The organism is Oceanibaculum indicum P24 (assembly GCF_000299935.1).
Taxonomy (GTDB): Bacteria; Pseudomonadota; Alphaproteobacteria; order Oceanibaculales; family Oceanibaculaceae; genus Oceanibaculum; species Oceanibaculum indicum.
Map to the genome: position 1 here is coordinate 138,744 of NZ_AMRL01000004.1, position 17,642 is coordinate 156,385.

Below are 17,642 nucleotides of genomic sequence, written 5' to 3' on the forward strand. Positions count from 1 at the left end.
CCCCTTTCCGGTCAAGAACCAGATGCAGGATTCTTGAGGGTCAGGCTGCCTGCCTGCCGAAGTGCCGCGCCAGCCGGTCCAGGGCCTCGTCCAGCACCGCGTCCTGCTTGGAAAAGCAGAAGCGTGCCGTGGTGCGCACAGCACTTTCCTGGTCCTGATAGAAGGCGGAAACCGGGATCGCGGCGACGCCCGCCTCCTCGATGATATGGCGGCAGAACTCCGCATCGTCGCCTGCAAAGCCCAGCGGCGCGAAACCGGCATTCACGAAATAGGTGCCCTGGCAGGGCTGCACCGCAAAGCCGATCCGCCGCAGCCCCTCCGAGAACCGGTCGCGCTTGGCCTGCATGGAGGCGGCAAGGCCGGTGAAATAGCTGTCATCCTGCGTTAGCCCGAAGGCCACCGCGCGCTGCAGATTGGGCGCCGTGGTGAACACCAGAAACTGGTGGCATTTGGAGATCGGCTGCAGCAGCGCCGGACACGCCGTCACATAGCCGACCTTCCAGCCGGTCAGCGAGAAGGTCTTGCCGGCCGACCCGATGCGCACGCAGCGCTCCCGCATGCCGGGCAGCGTCATCAGCGGGTGATGCGTCAGCCCGTCGAAGACAATGTGCTCATAGACTTCGTCGCACACCGCATAGGCATCATGCTTCTTCACCAGATCGGCGATGAAGCCCAGCTCCTCCCGGCTGAACACCTTGGCTGCCGGGTTCATCGGGCTGTTCAGCAGGATCAGCTTGGTCTTGTCGGAGAACGCCGCCGCCAACGCCTCGTAAGGCAGTTCCCAGCGCGGCGGCTCGACCCGCACCAGCTTCGGGATGCCGCCGGCACGGCGGATGATCGGCAGGTAGCAATCGTACAGCGGCTCGATCAGCACCACCTCGTCGCCCGGCTCAATCAGCCCGAACAGGCAGGAGGCCAGCGCCTCGGTGGCGCCCGAGGTCACCATCGTCTCGGTCTGCCAGTCCACATCCAGATTGTAGAAGCGCTTGTTGTGCGCGGCGACGGCCTGGCGCAGTTCCGGCACGCCCATCATCGGCGGATACTGGTTCGGGCGGTCGGCCAGCGCCGCCTGCGCGGCGGCCACCACCTCCGACGGGCCGTTATCGTCCGGGAAGCCCTGTCCCAGATTGATCGCCCCCTTCTCCATCGCCAGCCGCGACATCACCTCGAACACGGTGGTCCCGTAACCGGAAAGGATGGCATTGGCTGGCTTCATCGCAAGGCTTCCCTTGGCTGGTACCGAAAAAGGGCAAGTTTCCTAGCATGAAGTAGTGGCGCCGGCCATGCGGTTTTCGGCTTCTCCGCCGCGCATGGCATGCGGCATAGTGGCGGCCAACAATAACCAGCCTTCCAGGAAACGACCCCGCCATGGCCACCACTCTCGACGCCACTGCAATCGACGCCCCCACGCTTGCCGCCCGCATGTCCACGCTGGGCACCGAGACCGCCTTCGAGGTTCTGGCCCGCGCCGGCCAGCTTGCCGCGCAGGGCAAGGACATCATCAATCTGGGCATCGGCCAGCCGGATTTCCGCACGCCCGACCACATTGTGGAGGCGGCCTGCAAGGCGCTGCGCGACGGGCATCATGGCTACACGCCGGCGGCCGGCATCCCGGCGCTGCGCGAGGCGGTTGCCGCCGACATCCAGCGCAGGATTGGCGTCGGGATCGATCCCGGCCAGGTGCTGATCGTGCCGGGCGGCAAGGTGACGATGTTCTTCGTTGCCATGCTTTATGGCGAGCCTGGCGTGGAGATCATGTACCCGAACCCGGGTTTCCCGATCTATGAGTCGGTGATCCGCTTCTCCGGCGCCACCCCGGTGCCGATCCCGCTGCTGGAGGAGAATGGCTTTGCCTTCTCCGCCGAGGATGTTCTGTCACGGATCACCCCGAAGACCCGCCTGATCATGCTGAACAGCCCGGCCAACCCGACCGGTGGCGCGGTGCCGAAGGAGGAGATGGACAAGCTGGTGAAGGGCCTGCTCGACCATCCGACCGTCACCATCATGAGCGACGAGATTTATGGCCAGATGCTCTATGACGGGCGCCAGCATGTCAGCATGCTCTCCTACCCCGAAATCCGCGACCGGGTGATCCTGCTGGATGGCTGGTCGAAGACCTACGCCATGACCGGCTGGCGGCTGGGCTACAGCGTGTGGCCGAAGGCCGTGCTGCCGCATGCCGAGAAGCTGGCGGTGAACTGCCATTCCTGCGTGAACGCCGCCACGCAATATGCCGGCATCGCCGCACTGACCGGCCCGCAGGATGCCGTCCATGCCATGGTGAAGGCGTTCGACGAGCGCCGTCGCGTCATTGTTTCCGAGCTGAACCAGATTCCCGGATTCCGCTGTGTCGAACCGGGCGGCGCCTTCTATGCCTTCCCCAATGTCGAGGGGACCGGCATCGCCACCAAGCAGCTGCAGACCAGGCTGCTGGAGGAAGCAGGCGTCGCCGTTATCGCCGGCACCAGCTTCGGCAAATATGGCGAGGGCTATCTGCGATTCTCCTACGCCAACAGTACGGAGAACATTCGGGAGGCAATGGCGCGCATCCGCAGGCTGCTCTCTGCCTGATGATGGCGCGATATTAGGCACACGAAGATTAAAATTTAGTCGAACAATTGCCTATTTCGTGTGCAGAATGACGAAATATCGTCCGATTCCCGCAACCGGCGGCAAGGTCACAGGGCGAGGGTGCAGGCGATTCCGCGATTCCGGCAAGCTGGCACGAGTCCTGCTATCAGATGACAAACCTCGGGCGGCGGGACCTGTTCCCCGGAGCTGTTTTCCCGGAACTGTTTCGGTATCTCCCGACGGCCTTAGCCGCAGACGACGAAAAGAGAAGCGCAGATGAAAAAAGTCGAAGCCATCATCAAGCCGTTCAAGCTGGACGAAGTGAAGGAGGCGCTGCACGAGGTCGGCATCCAGGGCATCACCGTGACCGAAGCCAAGGGTTTCGGCCGGCAGAAGGGGCACACCGAGCTATATCGGGGTGCCGAATATGTCGTGGACTTCCTGCCCAAGGTAAAGATCGAGATCGTGATGGAGGATTCGATGGTCGAACGCGCCGTCGAAGCCATCCAGCAGGCGGCCCAGACCGGCCGCATCGGCGACGGGAAGATTTTCGTCTCGACCATTGACGAAGTCATCCGTATCCGTACCGGCGAACGCGGCGCGGACGCCGTCTAACGATATTTTGCCGGACGACCCGCCGGCAAGATTCACCGTACCCAAACCTAAGAAACCCGAGTGAGGGAAAAGGGATATGTCGGACACCAAGACCGTTATGCAGATGATCAAGGAGAATGGCGCGAACTACGTCGATCTCCGCTTCACCGACCCGCGCGGCAAGTGGCAGCACCTGACCCAGCACATCGAAACCGTCGATGAGGAAGCGCTGGTCGAGGGCTTCATGTTCGACGGCTCGTCGATCGCCGGCTGGAAGGCCATCAATGAGTCCGACATGACCCTCATGCCGGACCTTGAGACCGCGGTGATGGATCCGTTCTCGGCGCAGCCGACCCTGATCCTGATCTGTGACGTGCTGGAGCCGTCCACCGGCCAGCCCTACGAGCGCGACCCGCGCTCCATCGCCAAGAAGGCGCTGGCCTATCTGGGCAGCACCGGCCTGGGCGATGTCGCCTATTTCGGCCCCGAGGCCGAGTTCTTCGTCTTCGACGATGTCCGCTTCAAGACCGGCATGAACGAGGCCTATTACCACCTCGATTCCGAGGAAGGCCCGTACAACAGCGGCAAGGTCTATCCGGAAGGCAACCTCGGCCACCGTCCGCCGGCCAAGGGCGGCTATTTCCCGGTCGCCCCGGTCGATAGCGGCCATGACATGCGCGGCGAGATGCTGGACACCATCGCTGCGATGGGTGTCAGCGTCGAGAAGCATCACCATGAGGTGGCGGCGGCGCAGCACGAGCTGGGCATCAAGTTCGACACGCTGGTGAAGTGCGGCGACAACATGCAGATCTACAAGTACTGCATCCATATGGTCGCCGCCGCCTATGGCAAGACCGCGACATTCATGCCGAAGCCGGTCAAGGGCGACAACGGTTCGGGCATGCATGTCCACCAGTCGATCTGGAAGGGCGGCAAGAACACCTTCGCGGGTTCCGGCTACGCCGACCTGTCGGAGACGGCGCTGTACTACATTGGCGGCGTCATCAAGCACGCCCGCGCGATCAACGCCTTCTCCAACCCGACCACGAACAGCTACAAGCGGCTGATTCCGGGCTTCGAGGCGCCGGTGCTGCTAGCCTACTCCTCGCGTAACCGTTCGGCTTCCTGCCGCATCCCGCATGTGGCCAGCCCGAAGGGCAAGCGCGTCGAAGTCCGTTTCCCGGATCCGGCCGGCAACCCCTACCTGACCTACTCGGCGCTGATGATGGCCGGCCTCGACGGCATCATCAACAAGATCCATCCGGGCGACCCGATGGACAAGAACCTGTACGACCTGCCGCCGGAAGAGCTGGCGGAAGTGCCGACCGTGTGCGGTTCACTGCGCGAGGCGCTGCAGTCGCTGGACGCCGACCGCGAGTTCCTGACCCGCGGCGATGTGTTCACCAACGAGATGATCGACGGCTACCTCGCCCTGAAGTGGGAAGAGGTGTACGCCTTCGAGCACACCCCGCACCCGATCGAGTTCGAGATGTACTACAGCGTCTAAGCTGACGCGCATCCGATATCGGAACGAGAACGCCCCCGCCAGCCGGCGGGGGAGTTTTCTTATGGGCTCTCGCGGGATTACCGATGCGCAAAAGAAAACGGCCCCGCTGGAGCGGGGCCGTTCGCTATCAGATGGTGCTGCCGATCAGGAGTGCGCAGCAGCGCCGTTGTGGCTTTTCAGGGCATCCAGGGTGCGGCGCACAATGGCCTTCACCGGGTTCACCACGAACAGGGTCATGCCCTCGCGGATCGCCTGAGCCCGCAGCTGGCGGGCATACCGCACATGGGTATAAATCTGGCTCGGATCGTAGGGCGGCAGGGCATAGTCCTGGTACGCCGCGTGGGTCTTCTCAAGGTCCTGAAACATCGGGTATCTCCGTAAAAATGGGTTACGAAGAGCGCTCTCCCATATCGTTGAGACCAATATATTATTGCAGCGCACAATAGGCAAGCTTTACTGCCCTATTTTGCCATGCGTGCACTGCAACAAAACCCTGTTCCTGACGCAGGTCTGAAAGGGCCGCCAGCGGCGGAAACTCAGACTTCGGGATCGACCGGCCGCGGCCGCCGTGTCTCGTCGATGGCAACGAAGGTGTAGGTGCCTTCCGTGACCAGCACGCGGGGGCTGTGGTCGCGGCGCTGCGCCCAGGCCTCGATGCGGATGGTCATCGAGGTCCGCCCCACCCGCTCGATGGTCGTGTAGCAGCACAAGATATCGCCAATGAAGACCGGCCGGTGGAAGGTCATCGCATCCACCGCCACCGTGGCGACCCGTCCGCCGGCCCGCTGCTGCGCCGCGACTCCGCCGGCAATGTCCATCTGGGACAGCACCCAGCCGCCGAAAATATCGCCATTCGGGTTCGCATCGGCCGGCATGGCGACCGTCCTGATCTGCAGATCGCCCTTGGGCGCGCGGTCATCAGCGCTCATCTTTCCCCTCCTCTGTCGGGCCCCTGAATCCACTATATATTGTTAACCTAAAATTCCGTCACACAGGATACGCTTGAACCGTTGCCCGCTGCCGATATACTCGGCTCATGGCAGACCTTTTTCAAACGACAGCGCGCGATACCGGCGACTATACCGCTAAGGATATCGAGGTTCTCGAAGGGCTGGAGCCGGTCCGGCGCCGGCCCGGCATGTATATTGGCGGCACCGACGAGCGGGCCCTGCACCATCTGGTTGCCGAGGTGCTGGACAACGCGATGGACGAGGCGGTCGCCGGCCATGCCAACCGTATCGAGCTGGAGTTGCTGGCGGACAGCAGCGTCATTGTCCGCGACAATGGCCGCGGCATCCCGGTCGATCCGCACCCCAAATACCGCGACAAGTCGGCGCTGGAGGTCATCCTCACCACCCTGCATTCCGGCGGCAAGTTCAGCGATTCCGTCTATAAGACCGCCGGCGGCCTGCATGGCGTCGGCGTGTCGGTGGTCAATGCGCTGTCCGACCGGCTGACAGTCGAGGTCGCCCGCGAGAAGCGGCTGTACGCCCAGCATTTCAGCCGGGGCGCGCCGCAGGGGCCGCTTGAAGTCATCGGCGCCGCCCCGAACCGGCGCGGCACGACGCTGAAATTCCATCCCGATCCGGAGATTTTCGGCGAACGGGCGCGCTTCAAGCCGGCGACGCTGTACCGCATGGCGCGCTCCAAGGCCTATCTGTTCAAGGGTGTGGAAATCCGCTGGAGCTGCGATCCGGTGCTGATAACCGGCAGTGACACCACGCCGGCAACCGAGACGCTGCATTTCCCCAATGGTCTCACTGACTTCCTCAGCCACGCGCTGGAAGACCGAACGCTGGTGACCGCCCAGCCCTTCACCGGCGAGGTGGAGGTGCAGAATGGCGAGACCGGCCGCGTCGAATGGGCTATCGCCTGGCCGGCCGACGAGGATGACGGCTTCCTGAATGCCTACTGCAATACCGTTCCGACTCCGCTGGGCGGCACGCATGAGCAGGGCCTGCGCACGGCGCTGCTGCGCGCGCTGAAGGCCTATGGCGAGCTGGTCGGCAACAAGCGCGCCGCGCAGATCACGGCGGACGATATTCTGGGCGGTACCGCCATCATGCTGTCGGTCTTCATCCGCGATCCGCAGTTCCAGGGCCAGACCAAGGAAAAGCTGGTCTCCCAGCATGCCACCCGCCTCGTCGAGCAGGCAGTGAAGGACCGGTTCGACCATTGGCTGGCGGACCAGCCGGAACAGTCGAACCAGCTGCTGGGCTTCATCATCGACAAGGCCGAGGAGCGGCTGAAGCGCCGCCAGCAGAAGGACACCCAGCGCAAGACCGCGACCCAGCGGCTGCGCCTGCCCGGCAAGCTGGCCGATTGCACACGCACCAACCGCGAAGACACCGAAATCTTCCTGGTCGAGGGCGATTCGGCGGGTGGGTCCGCCAAGCAGGCGCGCCGGCGCGACACCCAGGCGGTGTTGCCACTGCGCGGCAAGATCCTGAACGTCGCCTCGGCCTCCGCCGACAAGCTGCGCGGCAACCAGGAACTCTCCGACCTGCTGCTGGCGCTGGGCTGCGGCACGGGCGACCGCTATGACGAGGCGGCGCTGCGCTATGACCGCGTCATCATCATGACCGACGCCGATGTCGATGGCGCGCACATCGCCTCGCTGCTGATGACCTTCTTCTACCGCGAGATGCCGAAGCTGATCGAGAATGGCCATCTTTACCTGGCCATCCCCCCGCTCTACCGGCTGACGCAGGGGGCGGTCACGCTCTATGCGCGCGACGACAAGCACAAGGACGAGCTGATGGCCAATGGCTTCAAGGGCCGCGGCAAGATCGAGATCAGCCGCTTCAAGGGCCTGGGCGAAATGCCGTCGCAGCAGCTGAAGGAAACCACCATGGACCCGGATAAGCGCGTGCTGGTGCGGGTGACCATTCCCGACACGCGCGACGCCGAACAGCGCGACGACGCCAAGGATACCGCCCAGCTGGTGGAAAGCCTGATGGGCCGGAAGCCGGAACTGCGCCTTGCCTTCATCCAGGAAAACGCCCGCTTCGTCCGCGATCTGGACGTCTGACGGCGGCGGCATGTCCCGCGCCGACACCCGGAAACAGGAAAAGGCGGTACAGGCCGCCCTGCGCCGTGGCGGCCTGCCGCCGGAGCGGGATTTCGGCCTGCTGTTCGCCCACACATCCAATCTGCGACGCATCCTCGGTGAAGGATCGAACGCCGCCCGCGCCCAGGACGCCGCGCGCCATCACCTCGATGCGCTCAACCGCTCGCTGCGCCAGCAGGCCGGCGCCTTCTCCCTGGAATGCACCAAGGGGTGCAGCTATTGCTGCCATAATATGGTGACGGCCAGCGCGCCCGAGATTTTCCTGCTGGCCCGGCATTTCCGCAAGGCCGCCCCGGCGCACCTGCAAAAGGCGCTGGAAAAGCTGCGCGCGGCCGACGAGGCTGGCCGCGATCTCGACCCGCGCCAGCGTTACCTCGCCCATATCGGCTGCGGGCTGCTGGACGAGAATGGCCTGTGCACTGCCTATGAGGCACGGCCGAATGTCTGCCGCACCATGGTGTCAGCCTCGGTCACGGCCTGCCGTGCCAGTTTCGATGGCGAGCCGGCGCAAATCCCGGTGCCGAAGACCTATGGCGCGCTGCGCACGGCCTATTCCTACACGCTGCTGGCGGCCTTGCGCGCGGAAGGGCTGGATGACCGGCTGTACGAGCTGAATCAGGCGCTGCGGACCGCACTTGAAACGGAAAATGCCGAGCGGCGCTGGCTTTCCGGCGAGGATATCTTCGCCGGCATCCGGCACGAACGGATTGATGCAGACAGCCAGCCGGAAGCCGTGCTGTTCCTGTCGGTCCTGGCGGCGGGGGCGGAAGATGGCCCCCTGCCCGCCAATCCCTGGATTACCCGCTAAGCGCCTGTCAGGCCGCGTCGAACTGGCCGAATTCCCAGTCCTTGCCGGGTGCTGCATCGAACAGCGCCTTGGTATATTCATGCTCTGGCGCGGTGAAGACCTTGGACGCCAGGCCGTATTCCACCACCTCGCCCTTGAACATGACGGCGACCCGGTCACAGACCTGTGCTGCAACGCGCAGATCGTGGGTGATGAACAGCATGGCGAGATCGAAGCGCTTGCGCACATCGTCCAGCAGTTCCAGCACCTGTGCCTGCACCGACACATCCAGCGCTGACACCGCCTCGTCGGCAATCAGCAACTCCGGCTCCATCGCCAACGCCCGCGCAATGCAGATGCGCTGGCGCTGCCCGCCGGAGAACTGGTGCGGGAAACGGTCCACGGCGTTCGGATCGAGGCCCACCAGCTTCATCAGGTCACGCGCCCGGTCCCAGGCTTCCTTGGAGGACAGGCCGAAATTCATCGGCCCCTCGACGATGGACTGGCCGACGGTGCGGCGCGGATTGAGTGAGCGGTACGGGTCCTGGAAGACGATCTGCACCTTCTTGCGGTGCGGCCGCAGCAGGCTGGCCGGCAACGTGCCGATATCGACATTGTGCAGGTTGATCGACCCCGATGTCGGATCGATCAGCCGGACCACGCAGCGCGCCACGGTGGATTTGCCGGAGCCGGATTCGCCAACGATCCCCAGCGTCTCGCCGCGGCGGACGGTGAGATTCACCTCCTTCGCCGCATGCACCGGGTGCGCCTTCTGGAACAGCCCGCCGCCGCCATAGGTCTTGGAGAGGTTCGTGGTTTCCAGCACGATCGGCGCATTGCCGATGGGTTCCCGCTGCTTCGGCTTGATGCTGGGCACGGAAGAAATCAGCATGCGGGTGTAGGGATGTTGCGGGTTGCGCAGGACCTGCTTCGCCTCGCCGAATTCCACCAGCTTGCCGAACTGCATGACGGCAACACGGTCGGCGATCTCCGCCACCACGCCGAAATCATGGGTGATGAACAGCACACCGGTCTGGTGGCGGCCCTGCAGATCCTTGATCAGCCGCAGAATCTGCGCCTGGGTCGTCACGTCCAGCGCGGTCGTCGGCTCGTCCGCGATCAGCAGCACCGGATCGAGGGCAAGCGCCATGGCGATCATAATGCGCTGGCGCTGCCCGCCCGACAGCTGATGCGGGTAGGAATTGCGGATACGCTCCGGGTCCGGCAGGCGCACATCCTCCATCACCGCCAGCACGCGCTCCAGCCGTTCCTGCTGGCTCATGCTGGTGTGGACGCTCAGCAGTTCGTCGATCTGGTCGCCGACCTTCATCACCGGGTTCAGCGCCGTCATCGGCTCCTGGAAGATCATCGACATGCGGCTGGCGCGCAATTCGCGCATGCGCTCCGCCGAGGCGGTCAGCAGATTCTCGCCTTCCAGCAGAATCTCGCCGGCCGTCGGTACCAGCTGCTTCTTCGGCAGCAGCCCCATGACGGTATGCGCCGTCACCGACTTGCCGGAGCCCGATTCGCCGACGACGCAGAGAATCTCCTGCGGCCGCACTTCCAGGTTGATATGTTCCACCGCATTCTCGCGGTCGGCACCGCGCGGCAGGCGAACGGTCAGGTTCTTTACTTGCAGGACCGGCTTGTCGGACATCTGTTCCCTTCCATCTCCTAAACGGTTCGCGCTCGCCTGGTTCATCACCCCCGCTTCGCTGCAGGATCGCGGCGTGCGGGAGCGTTTTAATGTGCCGTCCCGGCATTTTCCGGAACGCTGATAGAACTATAGCGAAGATGTCAGGGTTTGAGGCAAGTTTGCAGCGCAAAAAATGCGGAAAGTGGGAAAAAAGATAATCGGCCTCAGCGGCTGTTGCCCTGCTGGGCCTGCTGGGACTCCCGCCCCATCACATCGACCCTAAAACCGCCGCCTTCAGATCGCTGTAACACCGTATAGCGGACGATCCCCACATTTCCATCCTGAAGGGTCCGCGCCGCGCAATCGCGGGCTTCGATCACATCGCCAGCCACGCGGCGGCGATTCTCGCGGAAGGAAACCACTTCGGGCGTGGAATGCCGCGCCGACCATTGTGCAGCCAGGGCCCTGCCGATCTCCTGGCGGACCGGCTCGCTGTCGCATCTGGGCAGGCCGGACGCGTAATACCCGTCATAGAGCGACCATGACAGGCCACCGGCCACCAGGACGGCAGCGGCGACGGCCAGTCCAAATCGCCGTTTGGGAGGACGCTTGAAGAATATGTTCTTGCGGCTCATCCGAAACCCATAATGCAATGCGAAACCAAGAAGTCAGGTGGCGCAGAACCACCTTCTAGAGATCATCCTAACAAAAAATGGACATAATATGACGTCAATATGCAGCATGCTCACTGCATCGAACAGCCTGCCGATCAACATACGATTATCAAATTAATGGAATCGGTTACATTCACCGCACCGGTGAATATTAAAAACAAATGGAAGAAACTTGAAAATGAACGAAATATCTAAGACGCGCTCCCGGAAATGGGCAAGTCCCGTCAATTTGCTGATACTGCTCGTGTTCATTTTCGTGGCCGGCATGGTGGCCCTCGGCAGCCACCTGTTTATGGAGCGCTCCATCGTCAAGACCGTCGAGGAGCAGGACGAGCAACTCTTCCCGCGCCTGTCCGGCGAAAACGACGCCGTGGCCGGTATCGTCATCGAACGCGGACAGGACAGGCTGGAACTGGTCCGCCGGGACGATGGCCATCAGGGGGATGACCAGTGGGGCCTCGCCAACTGGGACGGCTATCCGGTGGATGAGGAGAAGGTCGCCGGCCTGATCGACGATCTCGCCTCCCTGCGCGGCGTCGAGACGAGCACCGACCAGATCAGCGCCGCCAACATCCCCGACCTGCGCGACCGGAACACGGCAACGGAAGTGACCGTCCGCGACAATGAGGGTGCCGTGCTTGCTGGCCTGATAATCGGCGACACCGTCGCCACGCCGGGCGGTGCCGAGATCAACAGGACCTTCGTGCAGCCGCAAGGGGCCGAGCGGGCCTGGCTGTCCGCGCGGGAAATCAGGGTGCCGGTCGATCACACTGCCTGGATCAGCCCGATCATTCTCGATATCGCGCCTGACCGCATCGCCGCGGCACAGCTACGCGATACCGATGGCAACAGGCTGGAGATCGAGCGCCAGGAGAATATGGAACAGCCCTTCAAGCCGACCAACCAGCCGGAAGGCACCCGTGTCTCCGAGCCCTGGCTCCTCACCCGCGTGGCCGCCGCGCTGGAAAAGCTGCAGATCGTCGAGGCACGAAAGGCAGACGGCACCCCTCTGCCCACCGATTCCGACACGCTGGAAGCAGAGTTCAAGACGCTCGACGGATTGCGGGTAAAGCTTGCGATGGCCCATCAGGGCGATGCGACATGGGCTGAGATCGAGGCTCAGGCCGACGATGCCAGCGCCGCGAAGCCGGAAGCCGATTCCATCAATGCCCGCACCGCCGGCTGGCACTTCCGGCTTCCCGATTTCGTCACCAAGGACCTGACGGCCAATCCCGAAGCGACGGTCCGGGAAACGGACCGCGCTCCGGAACCGGCGCAGCGGTAGGAGGTCAGCCCTGCGGCTTCTTTCCCTTAAAGAGCTGCCCCCAGATATCGTAGGCCGCCAGCCCGCAGCCGATCAGCGCCACCGCGATGAGGGCCGGTTTCAGCACCGAAAACACGATGATGCCGATGAATCCGGTAAAGACGGCCAGCGCAATCAGGCCGAGAACACGGTCCATAGTCATGCGGGTTCCTCCTTACCGGCCATAGATCAGCTGCGGCAGCCAGTACACGATCTCCGGCACCGTGTAGAGCAGGATCATGGTGATGAACACCATCGCCACATAGGGCAGTGACCCCCGGAAAATCTGCACCAGCTGCACATAGGGCGGTGCAATCCCCTTCAGATAATAGGCTGACATCGCCATGGGCGGTGTCAGAAAGCTGGTCTGCAGGTTGATTGCGATCAGAATGCCGAAGAACAGCGGGTCGATGTCGAACAGCGGCAGCAGCGGCAGGAAGATCGGCACGAAGATGATGATGATTTCCGACCATTCCAGCGGCCAGCCCAGCAGGAAGATGATGAGCTGCGCCAGGATCAGGAACTGCAGCGGCGTAAGGTCCAGCCCCTTCACGAACTCGCTGACCACATGTTCGCCGCCGAGATAAGAAAAGACCGACGAGAACACCCAGGACCCGACGAACAGCCAGCACACCATCGCCGTGGTACGGACCGTCAGATAGACAGATTCCTGCAAGCGCCGCCAGGTCAGCGCCCGGTAGGCGACAGCCAGCAGAAGGCCGCCGAGGGCACCGATCGCCGCCGCCTCCGACGGGGTGGCAAGGCCGAACAGGATCGCCCCCAGCACCGACAGGATCAGGAAGGCCAGCGGGAAGAAGGAGGTCAGCAGCATCAGCAGGATCTTCGTGATCGGCACGTCCTCCTGCTTCTCCGGTTTCGGGGCCAGCTTCGGCTGCATCCAGGCGCGCACGAGAATGTAGAGCAGGTACATGCCGGCCAGCGTAAAGCCCGGCAGCAGCGCGCCGGCATAGAGCCGGACGATGGAAACGCCCGAGGTCGCGGCATAGACGATCAGCATGATCGAGGGCGGGATCAGGATGCCCAGCGTGCCGCCGGCGCAGATCACGCCGGAGGCGAAGCTGGTATCATAGCGCGCCTTCAGCATGGCCGGGAAGGCCAGCAGCCCCATCAGCGTCACCACGGCGCCGACGATGCCGGTCGCGGTGGCGAACAGCGCGCAGGTGATCAGCGCGGCGACCGCCATCGACCCCGGCACCCGCCGGGTTGCCAGGGCCAGCGTCTGGAACAGCCGGTCCACGATGTTCGCGCGTTCGACGATATATCCCATGAACAGGAACAGCGGTATCGCCGTCAGCACATCGTTCGACATGACCGAATAGGTCTGGTTGACGAACAAATCGAAGATGCGGTTGTCGAAGATCGTCCGCATCCGCTCGGCATCAAAATAGGCGTAGTAGCCAAAGCCGATGCCCATGGCCATCAGCGTGAAGGCAATCGGGAAACCCAGCATGATGATGAGGATGAAAATCCCCAGCATCATGATCGCAATGAAGGGATCGCTCATGACCGGTCCACCTTCGGCGTGACAATATCGATGGCTTCGCTGCCATGCTTCAGGGCACCTGCCCCTTCCTTCTGCAGCACTGTTTCAAGCTCCTCCACATCGGCTTCGCGTTCGGGCCAGGCGCCACGCTGGATCGTCAGGATGCAGCGGAACACCTGGGCAATCCCCTGGATCGTCAGCAGGATGCCGGCGGCGATGATGACACTCTTGAACTGATAGATCGGGATGTTGGCGGGGCTCATGGTGCTGACTTCGAGATAGCGCCAGGAGCGCCCGGCATATTTCCAGCCGGCGAAGATCAGCGCCAGCACACCGGGAAAGAAGAAGAAGAAATACAGCACCAGCTCGACCTTCGCCTGGGTCGCCGGCTTCCAAAGCCGATAGACGAAGTCGCCGCGCACATGGCCGTCGCGCGACAGCGTGTAGGCGCCGGCAATCATGAACATGGTGCCGTACATCATGTAGGTGAGGTCGAAGGCCCAGACCGTGGGAGCATTCAGGACATAACGGACGAAGACCTCATAGCCTACCCCCAGCGCCATCACCATGACGCACCAGGCAAACACCTTGCCGAACCACGCCGACAGCTTGTCGGCGAACCGAATATACTGCTCCATAAATCCGCTCGCGCTATACCGTTCGGGACCAGGGCGTCGTCCCGTTCGACGGCAGAAAAGTCCGGCCCGAAGGCCGGACTTTCCGCACTCCTACACCCAGATGGCCGATCAGAAGTTGATCTTGCCCGGGAAATAATGCTGGTAGGCCAGCTTGTAGTCCGGCGCGTTCATCAGATCGTAGAACACCACGCGCTCGCACCAGGCCTTCTGGCTGTCCACGACCTTCTTGAAGTACGCGTCCTTCATCAGCGGCGGCAGGATCTTGTCCCAGGCCGCCAGCTGCGCCTTCAGCACCGATTCCGGGGTGCGCTTCACATTCACCCCATGGTCCTTCTGCAGCTTGTCCAGATCCTGGGAATACTGGTGCATCGCCAGCGCATAATTGGCAGTGCTGGCCGCCTCGACGGCATAACGCAGAACCGCCTGCAGATCCGGCGGCAGGCTCTCATACTTGCGCTTGGAGAAGATGAACTCGAAGCTCTCGCTCGCCTGATGGTAGGAGGACAGCATGTAGTTCTTGGCCACGTCCTGCGAACCGAAGCGCATGTCCGAGGTCGGGTTGTTGAACTCGAACGCGTCGATCACGCCGCGCTCCATCGCCGGCACGATTTCGCCGCCCGGCAGCTGCGCAACGCTGGCGCCCATGGCCTGGAACAGATCGGCGGCCAGACCCACGGTGCGGTACTTCATACCCTTCACCTGATCGGCATTCTCGATCGGCTTCTTGAACCAGCCGAAGGGCTGCGCCGGCATCGGGAAGCCCATGAAGCCAACGATATCGAGGCCGAGAATGTCCTGGGTCAGCTCGCGATAGAACTCATTGCCACCGCCATGATACATCCAGGCGATCATCTGCGCCGCATTGGCACCGAACACCGGGCCGGTCCCGAACAGCGAGGCCGCCTTGTTCTTGCCGTACCAGTACACCGGCACCGAATGGGCCGCGTCCAGAATGCCGTCATGGCAGGCATCCTGCACCTGGAAGGCGGCGACCACCGCACCCGCCGGCAGCAGATCGATCTTCAGCCGGCCGCCGGACATTGCCTCGACACGCTCGACATACTGCTTTGCCATTTCCTGGAAAATATCCGAGGACGGCCAGGACGACTGCATCTTCAGCACGATTGGCGCCTGCGCCAGAACGGCCGGAGCCGCAAGGCTGCCGACACCGGCAACGGCACCTGCCGTGGCCGCGGTCGCAACCGTCGTGTTCTTCAGGAAATTGCGACGCGAGGTCGCCTTGTTAACGCTTTCCATAGTCTCTTACCTCCCTGTTTATCGTCGGCTGGCATGTTCACCATCCGCACCATCCTTTTTGAATGGCATTGTTTTTTAACGCATTTTGTTCGCCAGGCTTCTCCGTCGGGTCACGCGGCCGGATGGTCAAGTGGACATACCACTTGCATTAGACTTGCCTAAGTTCGCCCCTGCCAGCAACAAAAAAACGCGGGGCCGAAGCCCCGCGCAGAAATAATTCCATATTGTGGAAAATTGAAATCAGACCCGCTTCGCCAGTCTCGGGTCCAGTGTGTCGCGCAGACCATCGCCCAGAATGTTCACTGCCAGCACGGTCAGCGACAGGAAAATGCCCGGGAACAGGATGATCCAGGGGGCCAGCTGGAAATAGACCCGCCCCTCGGCCATGATGTTGCCCCAGGTCGGGATTTCCGGCGGGATGCCGGCGCCCAGGAAACTGAGGATGGCCTCCGTCAGCATCGCCGAGGCGCAGATATAGGTGCCCTGCACGATCAGCGGTGCGAAGGTGTTCGGCATGACATGACGGATCAGGATCAGCGGCAGCGGTGTGCCGATGGAGATCGCCGCCTCGACATAGGGCTCCTCCCGGATCGACAGCACGACCGAGCGCACCAGGCGCACGACGCGCGGAATCTCCGGGATGGTGATCGCCACCATGACGGTCAGCAGCGAGGCGCCGGACAGCGACACCAGGGCAATCGCCAGCAGGATGCCGGGAATCGCCATGAGGCCGTCCATGATCCGCATCACGATGGCATCCACGATGCGGAAATAGCCGGAGATCAGGCCGACGAACAGCCCGATGGCGATGCTCAGCACCGCAGCACCAATGCCGACGATCAGCGATATCCGTGCACCATAGATGATGCGGGAATAGATATCGCGGCCAAAGGCATCGGTCCCCAGGAACCAGTCGGTGAAGGGCTTCTTCAGGCGCGTCAGCGGATCGAGATGGACCGGGTCCACAGTCCCCAGGAAGGGCGCGAAGATCGCCACGAAGACCATGATCGCCAGGATGACGCCACCCACGATCACGCCCGGGTTGCGCAGCGCCTGCCGGAAGATCGCCTGGGCCGGTTTGGCCGGCGCGGCGTCGATCGGCGCGGTTTCGGTTTGCACGGCCATCAGTATCGTATCCTCGGGTCAAACAGCGTGTAGCTGAGATCGATCACCAGGTTCACGATCACATAGACGAAGGCGAAGATCAGGATGATGCCCTGGATCACCGGATAGTCCCGCGCCAGCACGGCATCCACGGTCAACCGGCCAAGCCCCGGCAGATTGAACACGCTTTCGGTCACCACCACGCCGCTGATCAGCAGCGCGATACCGATGCCGATGATGGTGACGATGGGCACCGCCGCGTTGCGCAGCGCATGCACCAGCAGCACCCGCTTTTCGGTCAGGCCCTTGGCACGGGCGGTCCTGATGTAATCCTCGTCGAGAATTTCCAGCACGCTGGCCCGGGTGATACGGGCGATCAGCGCGATATAGATGACGCTCAGGGTCAGCGTCGGCAGGATCAGCCGCTCGAAGAACGGCCAGAAGCCGTTGGCGATTGGCCGGTAGCCCTGCACCGGCAGCCAGCGCAGGTTGATCGAGATGCCGTAGATCCAGAGATAGCCCAAGACGAAAACCGGCACCGAGAAGCCGATGACCGAGAACATCATGATCGCCCGGTCGATCCAGGTACCGTGCTTCCAGGCCGCGATCACGCCCATCGGCACCGCGACGAGAACGGCAAAGATGATCGTCGTCGTGGCCAGCGCCAGTGTCGGCTCCAGCCGTTGCAGCACCATCGTCCCCACGGATGTATTGGAGAGGATCGAGGTGCCGAAATCGCCCTGCAGCAGCCGGAACACCCAGTCGAAGAACTGGAGGTAGATCGGCAGGTTGAGCCCCAGGCGTTCCCGAATCGCTTCAAGTTCGGCCGGGGTGGCGGCATCGCCTGCAATGATCGCCGCCGGGTCGCCCGGCGTCAGCCTGAGCAACAGGAAGACGACGAGCGCCACCACCCCCATGACGGGGATGGTGGCCAGGATGCGCCGACTAATGAAAGCAAACATCGTCGGTTTTTCTTTTCTTCTGATTTTTCAAAATA

17 protein-coding genes are annotated in these 17,642 nt (G+C 62.8%); 6 read left to right on the top strand and 11 right to left on the bottom strand.

All coding sequences use genetic code 11. The features are described from left to right. Positions 1–40 precede the first annotated feature (40 nt). Positions 41–1,216, bottom strand: a complete 1,176-nt coding sequence (locus tag P24_RS05255; RefSeq protein WP_008943656.1) for an aminotransferase — start codon at positions 1,214–1,216, stop codon at positions 41–43. 152 nt (positions 1,217–1,368) lie between these two features. Between P24_RS05255 and P24_RS05260 the strand changes: the two genes are divergently transcribed. The 3 genes from P24_RS05260 (at position 1,369) to glnA (ending at position 4,672) form a co-directional block, all read left to right on the top strand. Continuing rightward, positions 1,369–2,571, top strand: coding sequence for a pyridoxal phosphate-dependent aminotransferase (locus tag P24_RS05260; protein WP_008943657.1), 1,203 nt, complete (start codon positions 1,369–1,371; stop codon positions 2,569–2,571). Positions 2,572–2,847: 276 nt separating this feature from the next. Further along, positions 2,848–3,186: a P-II family nitrogen regulator gene (locus P24_RS05265; RefSeq protein ID WP_008943658.1), complete on the top strand. Its 339-nt coding sequence runs from the start codon at positions 2,848–2,850 to the stop codon at positions 3,184–3,186. 76 nt (positions 3,187–3,262) lie between these two features. After that, positions 3,263–4,672 (top strand): type I glutamate--ammonia ligase, encoded by a 1,410-nt coding sequence (gene glnA / locus P24_RS05270; RefSeq protein WP_008943659.1) that lies wholly within the window; start codon positions 3,263–3,265, stop codon positions 4,670–4,672. Positions 4,673–4,816: 144 nt separating this feature from the next. Here glnA and P24_RS05275 read toward each other — a convergent pair whose 3' ends face one another. Further along, positions 4,817–5,038 (bottom strand): hypothetical protein, encoded by a 222-nt coding sequence (locus P24_RS05275; RefSeq protein WP_008943660.1) that lies wholly within the window; start codon positions 5,036–5,038, stop codon positions 4,817–4,819. 170 nt (positions 5,039–5,208) lie between these two features. Further along, positions 5,209–5,601: an acyl-CoA thioesterase gene (locus P24_RS05280; RefSeq protein WP_008943661.1), complete on the bottom strand. Its 393-nt coding sequence runs from the start codon at positions 5,599–5,601 to the stop codon at positions 5,209–5,211. A 107-nt stretch (positions 5,602–5,708) separates the two neighbouring features. Here P24_RS05280 and parE point away from each other — a divergent pair, with 107 nt between their 5' ends. Together parE and P24_RS05290 are read left to right on the top strand one after the other, a co-directional pair. Beyond that, positions 5,709–7,703: a DNA topoisomerase IV subunit B gene (parE, locus tag P24_RS05285; RefSeq protein ID WP_008943662.1), complete on the top strand. Its 1,995-nt coding sequence runs from the start codon at positions 5,709–5,711 to the stop codon at positions 7,701–7,703. Positions 7,704–7,713: 10 nt separating this feature from the next. Next, positions 7,714–8,550, top strand: a complete 837-nt coding sequence (locus P24_RS05290; protein WP_008943663.1) for a YkgJ family cysteine cluster protein — start codon at positions 7,714–7,716, stop codon at positions 8,548–8,550. 7 nt (positions 8,551–8,557) lie between these two features. On the opposite strand, the gene P24_RS05295 is transcribed toward P24_RS05290, so the two are convergent. Together P24_RS05295 and P24_RS05300 are read right to left on the bottom strand one after the other, a co-directional pair. Beyond that, positions 8,558–10,186, bottom strand: a complete 1,629-nt coding sequence (locus P24_RS05295) for an ABC transporter ATP-binding protein (RefSeq protein ID WP_008943664.1) — start codon at positions 10,184–10,186, stop codon at positions 8,558–8,560. A 203-nt stretch (positions 10,187–10,389) separates the two neighbouring features. Then, the gene (locus tag P24_RS05300; RefSeq protein WP_008943665.1) at positions 10,390–10,800 is read right to left on the bottom strand and encodes a hypothetical protein; all 411 of its coding nucleotides are present in this window, start codon (positions 10,798–10,800) and stop codon (positions 10,390–10,392) included. 283 nt (positions 10,801–11,083) lie between these two features. Here P24_RS05300 and P24_RS05305 point away from each other — a divergent pair, with 283 nt between their 5' ends. After that, positions 11,084–12,124, top strand: a complete 1,041-nt coding sequence (locus P24_RS05305; RefSeq protein ID WP_192813231.1) for a DUF4340 domain-containing protein — start codon at positions 11,084–11,086, stop codon at positions 12,122–12,124. 4 nt (positions 12,125–12,128) lie between these two features. Here P24_RS05305 and P24_RS19995 read toward each other — a convergent pair whose 3' ends face one another. From P24_RS19995 to P24_RS05330, 6 genes are all read right to left on the bottom strand, one after another. Then, entirely contained in the window at positions 12,129–12,305 is a 177-nt protein-coding gene (locus tag P24_RS19995) for a hypothetical protein (RefSeq protein ID WP_156816183.1), read from the bottom strand. Positions 12,306–12,317: 12 nt separating this feature from the next. Next, on the bottom strand, positions 12,318–13,667 hold the full coding sequence (locus tag P24_RS05310) for a TRAP transporter large permease (protein WP_008943668.1): 1,350 nt from the start codon (positions 13,665–13,667) through the stop codon (positions 12,318–12,320). Further along, positions 13,664–14,284: a TRAP transporter small permease subunit gene (locus tag P24_RS05315; protein WP_008943669.1), complete on the bottom strand. Its 621-nt coding sequence runs from the start codon at positions 14,282–14,284 to the stop codon at positions 13,664–13,666. The genes P24_RS05310 and P24_RS05315 overlap by 4 nt, the downstream gene beginning before the upstream one ends. A gap of 108 nt (positions 14,285–14,392) precedes the next feature. Beyond that, positions 14,393–15,541, bottom strand: a complete 1,149-nt coding sequence (locus P24_RS05320; protein ID WP_008943670.1) for a TRAP transporter substrate-binding protein — start codon at positions 15,539–15,541, stop codon at positions 14,393–14,395. Between the two features lie 240 nt (positions 15,542–15,781). Continuing rightward, positions 15,782–16,666 (bottom strand): ABC transporter permease, encoded by an 885-nt coding sequence (locus P24_RS05325; RefSeq protein ID WP_008943671.1) that lies wholly within the window; start codon positions 16,664–16,666, stop codon positions 15,782–15,784. Further along, on the bottom strand, positions 16,666–17,607 hold the full coding sequence (locus P24_RS05330) for an ABC transporter permease (RefSeq protein WP_008943672.1): 942 nt from the start codon (positions 17,605–17,607) through the stop codon (positions 16,666–16,668). The genes P24_RS05325 and P24_RS05330 overlap by 1 nt, the downstream gene beginning before the upstream one ends. Positions 17,608–17,642 lie beyond the last annotated feature (35 nt).